At 54.5% G+C, this 15,445-nt stretch carries 16 protein-coding genes and 1 riboswitch; of the genes, 8 read left to right on the forward strand and 8 right to left on the reverse strand.

Annotated features, from left to right (window positions below; translation table 11 throughout):
- Position 1: 1 nt before the first annotated feature.
- From thiS to rsd, 5 genes are all read right to left on the reverse strand, one after another.
- Positions 2-202 (reverse strand): sulfur carrier protein ThiS, encoded by a 201-nt coding sequence (gene thiS, locus ACJHYR_RS24495; protein WP_001166230.1) that lies wholly within the window; start codon positions 200-202, stop codon positions 2-4.
- A complete protein-coding gene (gene thiF, locus ACJHYR_RS24500; RefSeq protein WP_000999730.1) occupies positions 186-941 on the reverse strand; it encodes a thiazole biosynthesis adenylyltransferase ThiF in 756 nt (251 codons plus the stop codon). The genes thiS and thiF overlap by 17 nt, the downstream gene beginning before the upstream one ends.
- A complete protein-coding gene (gene thiE, locus ACJHYR_RS24505; protein ID WP_000284589.1) occupies positions 934-1,569 on the reverse strand; it encodes a thiamine phosphate synthase in 636 nt (211 codons plus the stop codon). Before thiE ends, thiF begins: the two co-directional genes overlap by 8 nt.
- Entirely contained in the window at positions 1,569-3,464 is a 1,896-nt protein-coding gene (gene thiC / locus ACJHYR_RS24510; RefSeq protein ID WP_072837578.1) for a phosphomethylpyrimidine synthase ThiC, read from the reverse strand. Before thiC ends, thiE begins: the two co-directional genes overlap by 1 nt.
- A gap of 80 nt (positions 3,465-3,544) precedes the next feature.
- Positions 3,545-3,645: riboswitch (TPP riboswitch) on the reverse strand.
- A gap of 51 nt (positions 3,646-3,696) precedes the next feature.
- Positions 3,697-4,173: a sigma D regulator gene (rsd, locus tag ACJHYR_RS24515; RefSeq protein ID WP_000934302.1), complete on the reverse strand. Its 477-nt coding sequence runs from the start codon at positions 4,171-4,173 to the stop codon at positions 3,697-3,699.
- Between the two features lie 94 nt (positions 4,174-4,267).
- Between rsd and nudC the strand changes: the two genes are divergently transcribed.
- From nudC to ACJHYR_RS24545, 6 genes are all read left to right on the forward strand, one after another.
- Complete coding sequence (gene nudC / locus ACJHYR_RS24520; RefSeq protein ID WP_000373929.1) at positions 4,268-5,041, forward strand: NAD(+) diphosphatase; 774 nt, start codon at positions 4,268-4,270, stop codon at positions 5,039-5,041.
- Positions 5,042-5,080: 39 nt separating this feature from the next.
- Positions 5,081-6,145: a uroporphyrinogen decarboxylase gene (gene hemE, locus ACJHYR_RS24525; RefSeq protein ID WP_000137657.1), complete on the forward strand. Its 1,065-nt coding sequence runs from the start codon at positions 5,081-5,083 to the stop codon at positions 6,143-6,145.
- Between the two features lie 9 nt (positions 6,146-6,154).
- Positions 6,155-6,826, forward strand: coding sequence for a deoxyribonuclease V (gene nfi / locus ACJHYR_RS24530; RefSeq protein WP_000362388.1), 672 nt, complete (start codon positions 6,155-6,157; stop codon positions 6,824-6,826).
- A 42-nt stretch (positions 6,827-6,868) separates the two neighbouring features.
- Positions 6,869-7,459 (forward strand): YjaG family protein, encoded by a 591-nt coding sequence (locus ACJHYR_RS24535; protein ID WP_000941119.1) that lies wholly within the window; start codon positions 6,869-6,871, stop codon positions 7,457-7,459.
- A 186-nt stretch (positions 7,460-7,645) separates the two neighbouring features.
- Positions 7,646-7,918, forward strand: coding sequence for a nucleoid-associated protein HU-alpha (gene hupA, locus ACJHYR_RS24540; RefSeq protein ID WP_001044513.1), 273 nt, complete (start codon positions 7,646-7,648; stop codon positions 7,916-7,918).
- A gap of 12 nt (positions 7,919-7,930) precedes the next feature.
- The gene (locus ACJHYR_RS24545; protein WP_001300651.1) at positions 7,931-8,626 is read left to right on the forward strand and encodes a DUF1481 domain-containing protein; all 696 of its coding nucleotides are present in this window, start codon (positions 7,931-7,933) and stop codon (positions 8,624-8,626) included.
- Between the two features lies 1 nt (position 8,627).
- Here ACJHYR_RS24545 and zraP read toward each other — a convergent pair whose 3' ends face one another.
- The gene (gene zraP / locus ACJHYR_RS24550) at positions 8,628-9,047 is read right to left on the reverse strand and encodes a zinc resistance sensor/chaperone ZraP (RefSeq protein WP_001306871.1); all 420 of its coding nucleotides are present in this window, start codon (positions 9,045-9,047) and stop codon (positions 8,628-8,630) included.
- A gap of 237 nt (positions 9,048-9,284) precedes the next feature.
- On the opposite strand from zraP, the gene zraS reads away from it, so the two are divergent.
- Both zraS and zraR read left to right on the forward strand, forming a co-directional pair.
- Positions 9,285-10,661 carry a two-component system sensor histidine kinase ZraS gene (zraS, locus tag ACJHYR_RS24555; RefSeq protein ID WP_059328115.1) on the forward strand — a complete coding sequence of 459 codons (1,377 nt, stop codon included), beginning with the start codon at positions 9,285-9,287 and terminating at the stop codon, positions 10,659-10,661.
- On the forward strand, positions 10,658-11,983 hold the full coding sequence (gene zraR, locus ACJHYR_RS24560; RefSeq protein WP_059328116.1) for a sigma-54-dependent response regulator transcription factor ZraR: 1,326 nt from the start codon (positions 10,658-10,660) through the stop codon (positions 11,981-11,983). The genes zraS and zraR overlap by 4 nt, the downstream gene beginning before the upstream one ends.
- On the opposite strand, the gene purD is transcribed toward zraR, so the two are convergent.
- Complete coding sequence (purD, locus tag ACJHYR_RS24565; RefSeq protein WP_059328117.1) at positions 11,980-13,269, reverse strand: phosphoribosylamine--glycine ligase; 1,290 nt, start codon at positions 13,267-13,269, stop codon at positions 11,980-11,982. The two genes, zraR and purD, sit on opposite strands and share 4 nt — an antisense overlap.
- Positions 13,270-13,280: 11 nt before the next feature.
- The gene (gene purH, locus ACJHYR_RS24570) at positions 13,281-14,870 is read right to left on the reverse strand and encodes a bifunctional phosphoribosylaminoimidazolecarboxamide formyltransferase/IMP cyclohydrolase (RefSeq protein WP_001550410.1); all 1,590 of its coding nucleotides are present in this window, start codon (positions 14,868-14,870) and stop codon (positions 13,281-13,283) included.
- Positions 14,871-15,445 lie beyond the last annotated feature (575 nt).

Below are 15,445 nucleotides of genomic sequence, written 5' to 3' on the forward strand. Positions count from 1 at the left end.
CTCAACCCCCTGCAATAACCTGAAAAAGCAGGATCTGGTCGCCATCCTGCACGATATGTTGCGCCCACTGCTCACGCGGGACGATTTGCTGATTAATCGCCAGAGCCGCGCCCGCTTGTCGTTGGTCGAGTTGCTCCAGTAGTTCGTGAACCGTTTGCCCGGCGGCGCACTGCATCGGTTGATCGTTAAACAGGATCTGCATTGCTTCCTCCGCATACCGGGCAACCTGTAGCGCGGCGCAGCGCCAGGCTGCGCCACTGGCTAGACTTACCGTCGAACAGTCGGAGTTCTCCCGCAGGCGTCTCTATACCGCTTAACAACTTAATGGCTTCCAGTGCCTGCAAAGTGCCCATAACCCCGACCACCGGGCCAACCACGCCCGCCGTGCGGCAGTTGCGTTCTGGATCCTGGGTATCTGGCCACAGGCAGCGGTAACACCCCTGCTCCCAGGGCGGCGTCAGTACCATCAACTGACCGCCAAATCCGACCGCGCTGGCGGTGATAAGCGGCGTGTTGAGTGCCACGCAGGCGGTATTAATCTCCTGACGAGTCGCCATATTGTCGGTACAGTCGAGCACCACATCGGCCCGTGCTACCGCATCTTTTAACGCCTCACCCGTTAACCGTTGTTGTAATGCTGTCAGTTGAATATCGGGATTCAACTGTGTCAGTCGCTGATGGCTGACCTGCGATTTCGGGCGATCGATATCTTCAGTGGTAAAGAGGATTTGTCGTTGCAGATTGCTTAAATGCACATCGTCGTCATCTGCCAGTACCAGCGTCCCGACGCCAGCGCCCGCCAGGTATAGCGCAGCAGGTGTACCCAGCCCGCCAAGACCAATAATCAGCACCTGGCTGTCGAGCAGTTTTTGCTGCCCGTCAAGAGCGATATCGTCGAGCAGGATTTGGCGGCTATAACGCATAAAGTCACGGTCATTCATCGCCAACTCCTGCAATTTCCAGCAACTGTGCCGTTGCCAAACGCCAGTCTGCGGCTTGAGTAATGGCGCTGACAACGGCGATACTGCCGACACCCGTCGCCATTACCGCAGGCGCGCGCGCCAGACTGATACCGCCAATCGCCACGGTGGGATAATCCGCCAGGCGCTCAACATGCCGTGCCAGCTGTTCCAGCCCCTGCGGTGCAGAAGGCATCTGTTTGGTTTGCGTCGGGAACACATGTCCCAGCGCGATATAAGAGGGGCGTGCTGCCAGCGCGACGTCGATCTCCATATCGTCATGGGTCGAAACGCCCAGTCGCAGACCTGCCGCGCGGATGGCGCTGAGATCGGTGGCTTGCAAATCTTCCTGCCCCAGATGGACGCCATACGCCTGATGCTTGATCGCCAGCCGCCAGTAATCGTTGATAAACAATCGCGCGTTATAGCGGCGGCCCAGCGTAATTGCCGCCACGACATCGGCTTCCACCTCTTCATCGCGCCGATCTTTGATGCGTAGCTGGAGAGTACGCACGCCTGCATCCAACAGACGTTCGATCCACTGTGCGCTGTCCACCACCGGGTACAGTCCTAAACGAAAAGGTACAGGAGGAAAATCAGGCTGATACATCACGCTTCCTCCTTACGCAGGTAGATTTCTCCGCCTCTGGCGCGGAAGTTCTCCGACATATCCGCCATTCCCACTTCAATGGTTTGCGCGGCGGCGTAATCACGCACTTCCTGGCTGATTTTCATCGAGCAGAATTTCGGCCCACACATGGAGCAAAAATGGGCGACTTTACCGGACTCTTGCGGCAGGGTTTCATCGTGATAAGCGCGGGCAGTAAACGGGTCGAGGGCCAGATTAAACTGGTCTTCCCAGCGAAATTCGAAGCGGGCTTTCGACATGGCGTTATCGCGAATTTGCGCGCCCGGATGCCCTTTCGCCAGGTCAGCGGCGTGCGCGGCAATCTTATAGGTGATAAGCCCCTGCTTAACATCTTCTTTATTAGGCAGACCCAGATGCTCTTTTGGCGTTACGTAACAGAGCATCGCGCAGCCAAACCAGCCAATCATCGCCGCACCAATCCCCGACGTGAAGTGGTCATAACCCGGCGCGATATCGGTAGTTAGCGGCCCCAGAGTGTAAAACGGCGCTTCGTGGCAGTGCTCTAACTCCTCGGTCATATTGCGGCGGATCATCTGCATCGGCACGTGGCCTGGGCCTTCAATCATCACCTGTACGTCATATTCCCAGGCGATTTTGGTCAGTTCACCCAGCGTATGCAGCTCGGCAAATTGCGCTTCATCGTTGGCGTCCTGAACAGAACCGGGGCGCAGACCGTCGCCCAGCGACAGCGAAACGTCATAAGCGGCACAGATTTCACAAATTTCGCGGAAGTGTTGATAGAGGAAATTTTCCTGATGATGGGAGAGGCACCATTTCGCCATAATCGAACCGCCGCGAGAGACGATACCAGTCAGGCGTTTCGTGGTCATCGGCACATAGCGCAGCAGTACGCCCGCATGGATAGTGAAGTAATCCACACCTTGCTCGGCCTGTTCCAGCAGCGTGTCGCGGAACGCTTCCCAGGTAAGATCTTCGGCGATCCCGTTAACCTTCTCCAGCGCCTGGTAGATCGGCACTGTACCGATCGGCACCGGGCTGTTACGCAAAATCCACTCGCGGGTTTCGTGAATATAGCGACCGGTGGAGAGATCCATCACCGTATCCGCTCCCCAGCGCGTGGACCATACCAGCTTTTCCACTTCTTCTTCGATGGAAGAGGTGACCGCCGAGTTGCCGATATTGGCGTTAACTTTTACCAGGAAATTGCGACCAATAATCATCGGCTCCGATTCCGGATGATTAATGTTGGCCGGGATAATCGCGCGTCCGGCAGCAACTTCATCACGGACAAATTCCGCAGTGATATTTTCCGGCAGACGTGCGCCAAAGCTCATTCCCGGATGCTGGTGGCGTAAAACTTCGCTACGTATGCGCTCGCGGCCCATATTCTCGCGGATGGCGATGAATTCCATTTCCGGTGTGATGATGCCCTGGCGGGCGTAGTGCAGTTGGGTGACGCGGCGTCCTGCTTTGGCGCGTTTTGGTGTTAGTACGCCGCTAAAACGCAGCTCGTCGAGGCCATCATCTGCCAGCCGCGCTTTAGTGTAATCGGAACTGCGCACGGTAAGTTCTTCGGTATCGCCGCGCGCATCGATCCACGGCTGGCGTAGTTTTGCCAGTCCTTGCTGCACGTTAATGGCGATCTGTGGATCACCATACGGGCCGGAGGTGTCGTAGACCGGAATCGCTTCGTTTTCTTCAAACTGCGGCTGTTCTTTGCTACCGCCAATTAGCGTCGGGCTAAGCTGGATCTCACGCATCGGCACGCGCACGCCGGGTTGTGTGCCAGTGATATAAATGCGTTTTGAGTTGGGAAAGGCGGTGCCTTCTAGGGTGTCGATAAAATGTTGGGCCTGGGCGCGTTGTTCGCGGCGGGTCAGTTTTGTTGCAGACATAGCTCATTCCAAAAAGTTAAGGACGTGGCTTGTCAGACGACGGATGAAGCAAGAGACGATCGCCGCAAAGGCGATGCGATAGCAGATTAACTCTTGTTCCCTTCGCAGGTATTAGCCTGATCAGGTTCCGCGGATCCCGAATAAACGGTCTCAGCCAGTTAAGGCACTCCGACAAGAAATTAGCCCCACAAACGGGGCGTTGAATGTAAATTACGCGTTAACAGCGCAGAACTCAAGCAGGATGTTTGACGCGGGCGGCGTCAAGTACCAGCAGAATCAACTTATCTTCCAGCACAAAGCGTGCTTCCAGCGCCTCGCCGATGTCAGATAAAACCTGTTGAAACTCAAGGTAATTATCATGATCGATGGCGGTTTCCAGGCTGGAATCGTAGTAATCCATAATCTGTTGGGTATTGGCTTCGAGTTGCGGCCAAATCTTCGCGGCGCGCGCGAGTTGCCCGTTGCCTTCCAGCTTATGAAGAATGCGCTCATAAATACTGAAATGTCCGGCAGACAAGTAATCGACCAGGCTCTGACAAAAATCATCAAGGGCTTTTTCGTTTAGCCTCATGTACGATTCTTTGCCAGGCTTAATGCCAACCAGATTGTAGTAAGCCACGAGCAGATGCTTACGTACATGTAGCCAGCGATCAACCAGTTTGTTACTTCCTCTGACGCGCTCCGTCAGGTTATCGAGCTGGTTAAGCATGATTGACTCCGCAAGTTTGTATTCAAAAACTGCTCAGTGAGAAATGTAAAAACCATGTTAAACATGCCAGTGATGCAAAGGTAGTGCAAGAGCTATGGATCGTATAATTGAAAAATTAGATCACGGCTGGTGGGTCGTCAGCCATGAACAAAAATTATGGTTGCCGAAGGGAGAATTGCCATATGGCGAAGCGGCAAATTTCGATCTTGTGGGTCAGCGCGCACTACAAATCGGCGAATGGCAGGGGGAACCTGTTTGGTTAATACAACAGCAGCGGCGTCACGATATGGGGTCGGTACGTCAGGTCATTGATCTCGATGTTGGGCTGTTTCAACTGGCCGGACGTGGCGTGCAACTGGCGGAGTTTTACCGATCGCATAAATACTGTGGTTACTGCGGGCATGAAATGTATCCAAGCAAAACCGAATGGGCGATGCTGTGCAGCCATTGCCGTGAGCGTTACTATCCGCAAATCGCCCCCTGCATTATTGTTGCCATCCGTCGCGATGATTCGATCCTCCTCGCCCAGCATACCCGCCATCGTAACGGTGTCCATACGGTACTTGCCGGATTCGTCGAAGTGGGCGAAACCCTCGAGCAGGCGGTCGCGCGGGAAGTGATGGAAGAGAGCGGAATTAAAGTTAAAAACTTGCGTTATGTGACTTCCCAGCCGTGGCCGTTTCCTCAGTCTTTAATGACCGCGTTTATGGCGGAATATGACAGCGGCGACATCGTGATCGACCCGAAAGAATTGCTCGAGGCGAACTGGTATCGCTATGACGATTTGCCGTTACTCCCGCCGCCCGGCACCGTAGCGCGCCGTCTGATAGAAGATACGGTGGCGATGTGTCGGGCAGAGTATGAGTGATGATACACTGACCGCCTGACGCACTAAGGAACAGCCAAAATGACCGAACTTAAAAACGATCGTTATCTGCGGGCGCTGCTGCGCCAGCCCGTTGATGTCACTCCAGTATGGATGATGCGCCAGGCGGGTCGCTATCTACCGGAATATAAAGCCACGCGCGCCCAGGCGGGCGATTTTATGTCGCTGTGCAAAAACGCCGAGCTGGCGTGCGAAGTGACTTTGCAACCGCTGCGTCGCTATCCGCTGGATGCGGCGATCCTCTTTTCCGATATCCTCACCGTGCCGGACGCGATGGGGTTAGGGCTCTATTTTGAAGCCGGAGAAGGTCCGCGTTTTACCTCGCCAGTCACCTGCAAAGCCGACGTCGATAAACTGCCAATTCCGGACCCGGAAGATGAGCTGGGTTACGTGATGAACGCGGTGCGTACCATTCGTCGCGAACTGAAAGGCGAAGTGCCGCTGATTGGTTTTTCCGGCAGCCCGTGGACGCTGGCGACCTATATGGTGGAAGGCGGCAGCAGCAAAGCGTTCACCGTGATCAAAAAAATGATGTATGCCGATCCACAGGCGCTGCACGCGCTACTCGATAAACTGGCGAAAAGCGTCACTTTGTATCTGAATGCGCAGATTAAAGCCGGTGCTCAGGCAGTGATGATTTTCGACACCTGGGGCGGCGTGCTTACCGGGCGCGATTATCAACAGTTCTCGCTTTATTACATGCATAAAATTGTTGATGGTTTACTGCGTGAAAACGACGGTCGCCGCGTACCGGTCACGCTGTTTACCAAAGGCGGCGGACAGTGGCTGGAAGCCATGGCAGAAACCGGTTGCGATGCGCTGGGCCTCGACTGGACAACGGATATCGCCGATGCACGCCGCCGCGTGGGCAATAAAGTCGCGTTGCAGGGTAATATGGATCCGTCGATGCTGTACGCGCCGCCAGCCCGCATTGAAGAAGAAGTAGCGACTATACTTGCAGGTTTCGGTCACGGCGAAGGTCATGTCTTTAACCTTGGTCACGGCATTCATCAGGATGTGCCGCCAGAACATGCTGGCGTATTTGTGGAGGCAGTGCATCGCTTGTCTGAACAATATCACCGCTAAGGAGCGATTATGGATCTCGCGTCATTACGCGCTCAACAAATTGAACTGGCTTCTTCTGTGATCCGCGAGGATCGACTCGATAAAGATCCGCCGGATCTGATCGCCGGAGCCGATGTCGGATTTGAGCAGGGCGGAGAAGTGACGCGAGCGGCGATGGTGCTGCTGAAATACCCCTCGCTTGAGCTGGTGGAGTATAAAGTGGCCCGCATCGCCACCACCATGCCTTACATTCCAGGTTTTCTCTCGTTCCGCGAATATCCTGCGCTGCTGGCAGCGTGGGAGATGCTGTCGCAAAAGCCGGATTTAGTGTTTGTCGATGGTCACGGGATCTCGCATCCTCGCCGTCTTGGCGTCGCCAGCCATTTTGGTTTGCTGGTGGATGTGCCGACCATTGGCGTAGCGAAAAAACGGCTCTGCGGTAAATTCGAACCGCTCTCCAGCGAACCGGGCGCGCTGGCCCCACTGATGGATAAAGGCGAGCAGCTGGCATGGGTCTGGCGCAGCAAAGCGCGCTGTAACCCGTTGTTTATCGCTACCGGTCATCGGGTCAGCGTGGACAGCGCGCTGGCGTGGGTACAACGCTGCATGAAAGGCTATCGTCTGCCGGAGCCAACGCGCTGGGCGGACGCGGTGGCCTCGGAACGTCCGGCGTTCGTGCGCTATACAGCAAATCAGCCCTAATTCAGGTAAACTGCGGATAATTTCCGTATTTGAGAACTCAACATGTTACAAAACCCAATTCATCTGCGTCTGGAGCGCCTGGAAAGCTGGCAGCACGTCACTTTTATGGCCTGCTTATGCGAACGCATGTACCCCAATTACGCCGTATTCTGTCAGCAAACTGGTTTTGGTGATGGGCAGATTTACCGCCGCATTCTCGATCTCATCTGGGAAACGCTGACCGTCAAAGACGCAAAAGTAAATTTCGACAGCCAACTGGAGAAATTTGAAGAAGCGATTCCTTCAGCCGACGATTTCGATCTGTACGGCGTTTATCCGGCAATCGATGCATGCGTGGCGTTAAGTGAACTGGTCCATTCGCGTTTGAGTGGTGAAACGCTCGAACACGCGGTGGAAGTGAGTAAGACCTCCATCACGACCGTTGCGATGCTGGAAATGACTCAGGCTGGTCGCGAAATGAGCGATGAAGAGCTCAAAGAAAACCCAGCTGTAGAGCAAGAATGGGACATTCAGTGGGAAATATTCCGACTTTTAGCTGAGTGCGAAGAACGCGATATCGAGCTGATAAAAGGCCTTAGGGCAGACCTGCGTGAGGCGGGTGAGAGCAATATTGGTATAATTTTTCAGCAATAAGACCAGAAAACGTGATTTAACGCCTGATTTGTCGTACCTGGAGTCTTCCCTTTCGCCCCCCGTCTGGTCTACATTTGGGGGGCGAAAAAAAGTGGCTATCGGTGCGTGTATGCAGGAGAGTGCTATTCTGGCATTTCCGTCGCACTCGATGCTTAGCAAGCGATAAACACATTGTAAGGATAACTTATGAACAAGACTCAACTGATTGATGTAATTGCAGAGAAAGCAGAACTGTCCAAAACCCAGGCTAAAGCTGCTCTGGAGTCCACTCTGGCTGCAATTACTGAGTCTCTGAAAGAAGGCGATGCTGTACAACTGGTTGGTTTCGGTACCTTCAAAGTGAACCACCGCGCTGAGCGTACTGGCCGCAACCCGCAGACCGGTAAAGAAATCAAAATTGCCGCAGCTAACGTACCGGCATTTGTTTCTGGCAAGGCACTGAAAGACGCAGTTAAGTAAGATTGCGTGGCAGTGAACAGTTTTAACGAAGGGGTGGTTTCACCCCTTTTGTCTTTCTGGCGTCGATCATTGATGCTGGCTGGCGCTCTGTTTCTCACTGCCTGTAGCCACAACTCTTCACTTCCTCCCTTTACCGCCAGTGGATTTGCTGAAGACCAGGGCGCGGTACGTATCTGGCGAAAAGACAGCGGCGATAATGTGCATCTGCTTGCCGTGTTTAGCCCGTGGCGCAGTGGCGATACCACGACGCGAGAGTATCGCTGGCAGGGCGATAACCTTACGCTCATCAATATCAATGTTTACAGCAAACCGCCGGTGAACATTCGCGCGCGTTTTGACGATCGCGGCGATCTGAGCTTTATGCAACGTGAATCCGATGGGGAAAAGCAGCAGCTTTCTAACGACCAAATCGATTTATACCGTTATCGTGCTGATCAGATCCGCCAGATTAGCGATGCCTTACGTCAGGGGAGAGTCGTGCTGCGCCAGGGGCGCTGGCATGCGATGGAGCAGACTGTGACCACCTGCGAAGGGCAAACCATTAAACCTGATTTAGATTCGCAGGCGATAGCGCATATCGAGCGCCGCCAGAGCCGCTCTTCTGTTGATGTCAGCGTGGCATGGCTGGAAGCGCCCGAAGGTTCGCAATTACTGTTAGTGGCAAACTCTGATTTCTGTCGCTGGCAACCCAACGAGAAAACGTTCTGATTTACCAGTGGCCCATACCCATATGACCGCCACCACCGCAGCCGCCGTAACCCATTCCGGTACCGCGCGGAATACCCGTTTCAGCCATCGCAATATCCCGTTTCACCCGTAACTCATCTAACGACTGACGCAAATTCTCCATCTCTTTGGCGACCGCGTTAATTTTGCTGCTATCCGGTGGGTTCGCGGCTAACAGGGCATTGTATTCATAACGCTTCGTCACCAGTTGCTGTTGCAGTGCGCTGCTTTGAGCGTAAAAGTCATTATGGATTTTCTGCCACGCTGTCTGTTGTTCGCTGGTCAAAGGCGCGGCATTTTGCTGCCACATACCGTGTCCGCCGTGAGCAAATGCAGATGTCGATCCCATCGCCATTGCTGAAAGCGCCATCATTACCAGGGCAATTTTCGTGTTCCGTTTCATGGTTAATCCTCCAGTGGTTGTCTTACTTCGGGTATTGCATCTTCCGTGCCAACGATGAAACGCTGATATGACGGGTAATCTGGCATGATAAACGAGTAAAAATGACTCGCCTGCTGCGGGTAGCGAGTCATTTTTACTCATTGAAACTTAAGCCTTTGTGTTACAGCGCAGGGTAAGCGCTGATAAAAGATGGCATGATTTCTGCTGTCAGAAAGGGATGAGCAGGCAAAGAAGAAGATGCGTTTTATGCAACGTTCTAAAGACTCCTTAGCTAAATGGTTAAGCGCGATCCTCCCCGTGGTCATTGTTGGGCTGGTAGGGTTGTTTGCGGTGACAGTGATTCGCGATTATGGGCGCGAGACTGCCGCCGCCAGACAAACGCTGCTGGAAAAAGGCAGTGTACTTATTCGCGCTCTTGAATCCGGCTCGCGCGTCGGCATGGGGATGCGCATGCATCATGCGCAGCAGCAGGCCTTACTGGAAGAAATGGCCGGGCAGCCTGGAGTACGTTGGTTTGCGGTCACGGATGAACAAGGAACAATCGTGATGCATAGCAACTCCGGCATGGTGGGAAAACAGCTTTATTCCCCGCAGGAAATGCAGCAGTTACATCCGGGAGATGAAGAAGCGTGGCGGCGGATCGATAGCGCAGACGGCGAGCCTGTTCTGGAAATTTATCGCCAGTTTCAACCGATGTTTGCTGCTGGAATGCACCGGATGCGCCATATGCAGCAATATGCCGCGACACCACAAGCAATTTTCATCGCTTTCGACGCCAGTAATATTGTGAGTGCCGAAGATCGTGAGCAGAGAAACACCCTGATTATCCTCTTCGCCCTGGCGACGGTCTTGCTGGCAAGCGTGTTGTCATTCTTCTGGTATCGTCGCTATCTGCGCTCGCGCCAGTTGTTGCAAGATGAAATGAAGCGCAAAGAGAAGCTGGTGGCACTGGGGCATCTGGCGGCAGGCGTTGCCCACGAAATCCGTAACCCACTTTCCTCGATTAAAGGGCTGGCGAAATACTTTGCCGAACGCGCGCCTGCAGGGGGAGAAGCGCATCAACTGGCGCAAGTGATGGCGAAAGAGGCTGACCGTTTAAACCGCGTGGTAAGTGAGTTGCTGGAACTGGTTAAGCCAACGCATCTGGCTTTGCAGGCGGTGGATCTCAACACTCTGATTAACCACTCATTACAGCTGGTAAGCCAGGATGCAAACAGCCGGGAGATCCAGTTACGCTTTACCGCCAACGACATGTTGCCGGAAATTCAGGCCGATCCGGACAGGCTGACTCAGGTCCTGTTGAATCTCTATCTCAATGCTATTCAGGCGATTGGTCAGCATGGCGTGATTAGCGTGACGGCCAGCGAAAGCGGCGCAGGCGTGAAAATTAGCGTTACTGATAGCGGTAAGGGAATTGCGGCGGATCAGCTTGAAGCTATCTTCACCCCGTACTTCACCACCAAAGCCGACGGCACCGGGCTGGGGCTAGCGGTCGTGCATAATATTGTTGAACAACACGGTGGTACAATTCAGGTCGCAAGCCAGGAGGGAGAAGGCGCAACGTTCACCCTCTGGCTTCCGGTCAATATTACGCGTAAGGACCCACAAGGATGACGCACGATAATATCGATATTCTGGTGGTAGATGATGACATTAGCCACTGCACTATTTTGCAGGCATTGCTGCGCGGCTGGGGCTATAACGTCGCGCTGGCGAATAGTGGGCAACAGGCGCTGGCGCAGGTGCGGGAACAGGTTTTTGATCTTGTGCTTTGCGATGTGCGAATGGCAGAGATGGACGGCATCGCCACACTAAAAGAAATCAAAGCGTTAAACCCGGCAATTCCGGTACTGATTATGACTGCGTACTCCAGCGTTGAGACGGCAGTAGAGGCGCTGAAAACCGGGGCGCTGGATTATCTCATCAAGCCGCTGGATTTCGATAACCTACAGGCGACGCTGGAAAAGGCGCTTGCGCATACGCACAGTGTTGACGCTGAAACGCCTGCGGTGTCTGCCAGCCAGTTCGGTATGGTTGGTAAAAGCCCGGCGATGCAACACCTGCTCAGTGAAATCGCCCTCGTCGCGCCATCGGAAGCCACGGTGCTGATCCACGGCGATTCCGGCACCGGTAAAGAGCTGGTCGCCAGGGCGATTCACGCCAGTAGCGCACGGAGTGAAAAACCACTGGTAACGCTCAACTGTGCGGCACTCAACGAATCCTTGCTGGAATCTGAATTGTTCGGTCACGAAAAAGGGGCGTTTACCGGAGCCGACAAACGCCGGGAAGGGCGCTTTGTTGAGGCGGACGGCGGCACGCTGTTTCTCGATGAAATTGGCGATATCTCGCCGATGATGCAGGTGCGTCTGCTGCGTGCGATTCAGGAGCGCGAAGTTCAGCGTGTCGGTAGCAACCAGACTATCTCGGTTGATGTCCGGCTGATTGCGGCGACTCATCGCGATCTTGCCGCAGAGGTGAATGCCGGACGTTTTCGCCAGGATCTCTACTATCGCCTGAACGTGGTGGCGATTGAAGTTCCGTCGCTGCGTCAGCGGCGGGAAGATATCCCTCTGCTGGCTGGCCATTTTCTGCAGCGCTTTGCCGAGCGTAATCGCAAGGCGGTAAAAGGTTTTACGCCCCAGGCGATGGATCTGCTGATTCACTACGACTGGCCGGGAAATATTCGCGAGCTGGAAAACGCGGTGGAACGGGCTGTGGTGCTACTGACCGGGGAATATATTTCCGAACGCGAGCTGCCGCTGGCGATTGCGAGTACGCCGATCCCGCTGGCGCAAAGTCAGGATATTCAGCCGCTGGTGGAAGTCGAAAAAGAAGTGATTCTGGCGGCACTGGAGAAAACGGGCGGCAACAAAACCGAAGCCGCCCGTCAGTTAGGGATCACGCGTAAAACGCTATTGGCAAAACTGTCGCGTTAGTTCTGCTCGCGCTCGATAGCGCGCCAGCCGATATCTTTCCGGCAGAAGCAGTCGTCCCAGTGGATATCGGTCATTAAGGCATAGGCGCGTTTCTGCGCTTCTGCCACGGTATGACCCAGCGCGGTGACGCACAGTACGCGCCCGCCGCTGGTCACTACCTGCTCGTCATCCGCCAGTTTTGTGCCCGCGTGGAACACTTTGCCGCCTGCCACTTCTTCCAGCGGCAGGCCGTGGATCACATCGCCGGTGCGGTAATCGCCCGGATATCCACCCGCAGCCATCACCACGCCGAGAGAAGCGCGTTCATCCCACTCGGACGTTTTCTCGTCCAGCTTGCCTTCACAGGCTGCCAGGCAGAGTTCAACCAGATCGGACTTCATGCGCAGCATAATCGGCTGGGTTTCTGGATCGCCAAAGCGGCAGTTAAATTCAATAACCTTCGGATTGCCCTGTTTGTCGATCATCAGGCCCGCGTAGAGAAAACCAGTGTAGGTGTTGCCTTCTGCCGCCATGCCTTTCACGGTTGGCCAGATGATTCGTTCCATCGTGCGCTGATGAACCTCATCGGTCACTACTGGCGCAGGGGAGTAAGCGCCCATCCCGCCGGTGTTCGGCCCGGTATCTTTATCGCCTACGCGTTTGTGATCCTGGCTGGTGGCCATCGGCAGCACATGTTCGCCGTCCACCATCACGATAAAGCTCGCTTCTTCGCCGTCGAGGAACTCTTCGATAACGATGCGATGCCCCGCGTCGCCAAAAGCGTTGCCCGCCAGCATATCGTGAACAGCCGCTTCGGCTTCTTCCAGCGTCATCGCGACGATAACGCCTTTCCCGGCAGCCAGACCGTCAGCTTTAATGACGATTGGCGCGCCCTTCTCACGCAGATACGCCACCGCAGGTTCTACCTCGGTGAAGTTCTGGTATTCCGCCGTAGGAATGTTATGGCGGGCCAGGAAATCCTTGGTAAACGCTTTCGAGCCTTCCAGCTGCGCGGCACCTGCGGTTGGGCCGAAGATTTTCAGCCCGGCGGCGCGGAAGGTATCCACCACGCCTTTCACCAGCGGCGCTTCCGGGCCGACGATGGTCAGATCGATCTTTTCGTTTTGCGCGAAATCCAGCAGCGCCGGGATATCGGTTACGCCGATAGCGACGTTTTGCAGTGTGGGTTCCAGCGCAGTGCCTGCATTACCCGGAGCAACAAAAACAGTTTCAACCAGCGGCGACTGGGCCGCTTTCCAGGCCAGCGCGTGCTCGCGCCCGCCGTTACCAATCACTAATACTTTCATCTGTCGCTCCATTAATGGCGGAAATGGCGCATGTCGGTGAAGAGCATCGCAATACCGTGCTCGTCGGCGGCGGCAATCACTTCGTCATCACGGATAGAACCGCCAGGCTGGATTACGCAGGTCACGCCCGCAGCGGCGGCGGCATCAATACCGTCGCGGAACGGGAAGAACGCGTCAGAAGCCATCGAGGAACCTTTCACTTCCAGGCCTTCATCGGCCGCTTTAATACCGGCGATTTTTGCGGAGTACACGCGGCTCATCTGGCCCGCGCCAATGCCGATGGTCATATTGTTTTTGGCATAGACAATGGCGTTGGATTTCACGAACTTCGCCACTTTCCAGCAGAACAGCGCATCACGCAGTTCCTGTTCGGTCGGCTGACGTTTGGTGACGACGCGCAGTTCTTCTGCACCGACCATGCCCAGATCGCGATCCTGAACCAGCAGACCGCCGTTAACACGTTTGAAATCAAGACCCGGAACACGCTCGCCCCACTGACCGCAGGTCAGGACGCGTACGTTCTGTTTGGCGGCGGTGATTTTCAGGGCTTCTTCGCTGGCGGACGGCGCAATAATCACTTCAACAAACTGACGAGAAATGATGGCCTGCGCGGTTTCCGCATCCAGCTCGCGGTTAAAGGCGATAATGCCGCCGAATGCGGAGGTCGGGTCGGTTTTGTACGCGCGATCGTAAGCATCAAGAATGGAATTGCCGATAGCCACGCCGCAAGGGTTGGCGTGCTTCACAATCACACATGCCGGCTCGGCGAACTCTTTCACGCACTCCAGCGCCGCATCGGTATCGGCGATGTTGTTATAAGAGAGGGCTTTACCCTGAACCTGGGTTGCGGTAGCAACGGAGGCTTCTTTCACATTCTCTTCTATATAGAAGGCAGCCTGCTGGTGGCTGTTCTCGCCGTAACGCATATCCTGCTTCTTAATGAAGTTCAGGTTCAGCGTGCGTGGGAAGCGACCGGCGGCTTCTTTGCTTTCACCGTGATAGGCTGGGACCATACTGCCGAAGTAGTTGGCAATCATGCTGTCGTAGGCGGCAGTGTGTTCGAAGGCTTTGATAGCGAGATCGAAACGGGTTGCAAGCAGAAGCGATCCTTCGTTGGCATCCATCTCTTTAATGATGGCGTCGTAGTCGCTGCTCTTCACCACGATGGCGACATCTTTATGGTTCTTGGCGGCGGAGCGCACCATCGTTGGGCCGCCGATATCGATGTTCTCAACCGCATCTTCCAGTGAGCAGCCTTCACGGGCAACGGTCTGGGCGAACGGATACAGGTTAACAACCACCATATCGATAGGCTGGATCTGATGTTCTTCCATAATGGCATCGTCCTGGCCGCGACGACCCAGAATGCCACCATGTACTTTCGGATGCAGGGTCTTCACGCGTCCATCCATCATCTCCGGGAAACCGGTGTAATCGGAAACTTCGGTTACCGGCAGACCTTTTTCTGCTAACAGACGGGCAGTGCCCCCTGTAGACAGCAGCTCCACACCGCGTGCGGAAAGTGCCTGGGCGAATTCGACGATACCGGCTTTGTCAGAAACACTGAGCAGAGCGCGGCGGACTGGACGACGTTGTTGCATGGTAAATCCCCTGGATTTGACTATTACAGAGAGCGTTAGCTGAATTTTTCGCGAAAAACTCAGCTAACGCCCCTAACGGGGCATCCTTATTTTTCGCCCGCATTGTAACGAAAACGTTTGCGCAACGCTCGCGAATTTTTCTCTTTCAATGGTGATCACAATTTTGACAGTGGTTACCGTGGGAAAAATACAGAAATTACACTGATGATTGTGGATAACTCTGTGCGTAAAAAGGTATAAAGCGGGGTTTTGCTGGGGAATGCAGCAGTCAGTCATTTTTCTGCAATTTTTCTATTGCGGCCTGCGGAGAACTCCCTATAATGCGCCTCCATCGACACGGCGGATGTGAATCACTTCACACAAACAGCCGGTTCGGTTGAAGAGAAAAATCCTGAAATTCAGGGTTGACTCTGAAAGAGGAAAGCGTAATATACGCCACCTCGCGACAGTGAGCTGAAAGCCGAGTCGCAACTGCTCTTTAACAATTTATCAGACAATCTGTGTGGGCACTCGAAGATACGGATTCTTAACGTCGCAAGACGAAAAATGAATACCAAGTCTCAAGAGTGAACACG

It is taken from the genome of Escherichia sp. WS1450 (assembly GCF_046487395.1).
GTDB classification, from domain to species: domain Bacteria; phylum Pseudomonadota; class Gammaproteobacteria; order Enterobacterales; family Enterobacteriaceae; genus Escherichia; species Escherichia coli.

What these genes read in the sequence shown, in the direction of transcription:
- purH (WP_001550410.1), bottom strand. Translation starts at nt 14,870, where the DNA reads ATGCAACAACGTCGTCCAGTCCGCCGCGCTCTGCTCAGTGTTTCTGAC.
- zraS (WP_059328115.1), top strand. Translation starts at nt 9,285, where the DNA reads ATGCGTTTTATGCAACGTTCTAAAGACTCCTTAGCTAAATGGTTAAGC.
- hemE (WP_000137657.1), top strand. Translation starts at nt 5,081, where the DNA reads ATGACCGAACTTAAAAACGATCGTTATCTGCGGGCGCTGCTGCGCCAG.
- thiS (WP_001166230.1), bottom strand. Translation starts at nt 202, where the DNA reads ATGCAGATCCTGTTTAACGATCAACCGATGCAGTGCGCCGCCGGGCAA.
- rsd (WP_000934302.1), bottom strand. Translation starts at nt 4,173, where the DNA reads ATGCTTAACCAGCTCGATAACCTGACGGAGCGCGTCAGAGGAAGTAAC.
- nfi (WP_000362388.1), top strand. Translation starts at nt 6,155, where the DNA reads ATGGATCTCGCGTCATTACGCGCTCAACAAATTGAACTGGCTTCTTCT.
- ACJHYR_RS24535 (WP_000941119.1), top strand. Translation starts at nt 6,869, where the DNA reads ATGTTACAAAACCCAATTCATCTGCGTCTGGAGCGCCTGGAAAGCTGG.
- thiC (WP_072837578.1), bottom strand. Translation starts at nt 3,464, where the DNA reads ATGTCTGCAACAAAACTGACCCGCCGCGAACAACGCGCCCAGGCCCAA.
- thiE (WP_000284589.1), bottom strand. Translation starts at nt 1,569, where the DNA reads ATGTATCAGCCTGATTTTCCTCCTGTACCTTTTCGTTTAGGACTGTAC.
- thiF (WP_000999730.1), bottom strand. Translation starts at nt 941, where the DNA reads ATGAATGACCGTGACTTTATGCGTTATAGCCGCCAAATCCTGCTCGAC.
- hupA (WP_001044513.1), top strand. Translation starts at nt 7,646, where the DNA reads ATGAACAAGACTCAACTGATTGATGTAATTGCAGAGAAAGCAGAACTG.
- purD (WP_059328117.1), bottom strand. Translation starts at nt 13,269, where the DNA reads ATGAAAGTATTAGTGATTGGTAACGGCGGGCGCGAGCACGCGCTGGCC.
- zraP (WP_001306871.1), bottom strand. Translation starts at nt 9,047, where the DNA reads ATGAAACGGAACACGAAAATTGCCCTGGTAATGATGGCGCTTTCAGCA.
- zraR (WP_059328116.1), top strand. Translation starts at nt 10,658, where the DNA reads ATGACGCACGATAATATCGATATTCTGGTGGTAGATGATGACATTAGC.
- nudC (WP_000373929.1), top strand. Translation starts at nt 4,268, where the DNA reads ATGGATCGTATAATTGAAAAATTAGATCACGGCTGGTGGGTCGTCAGC.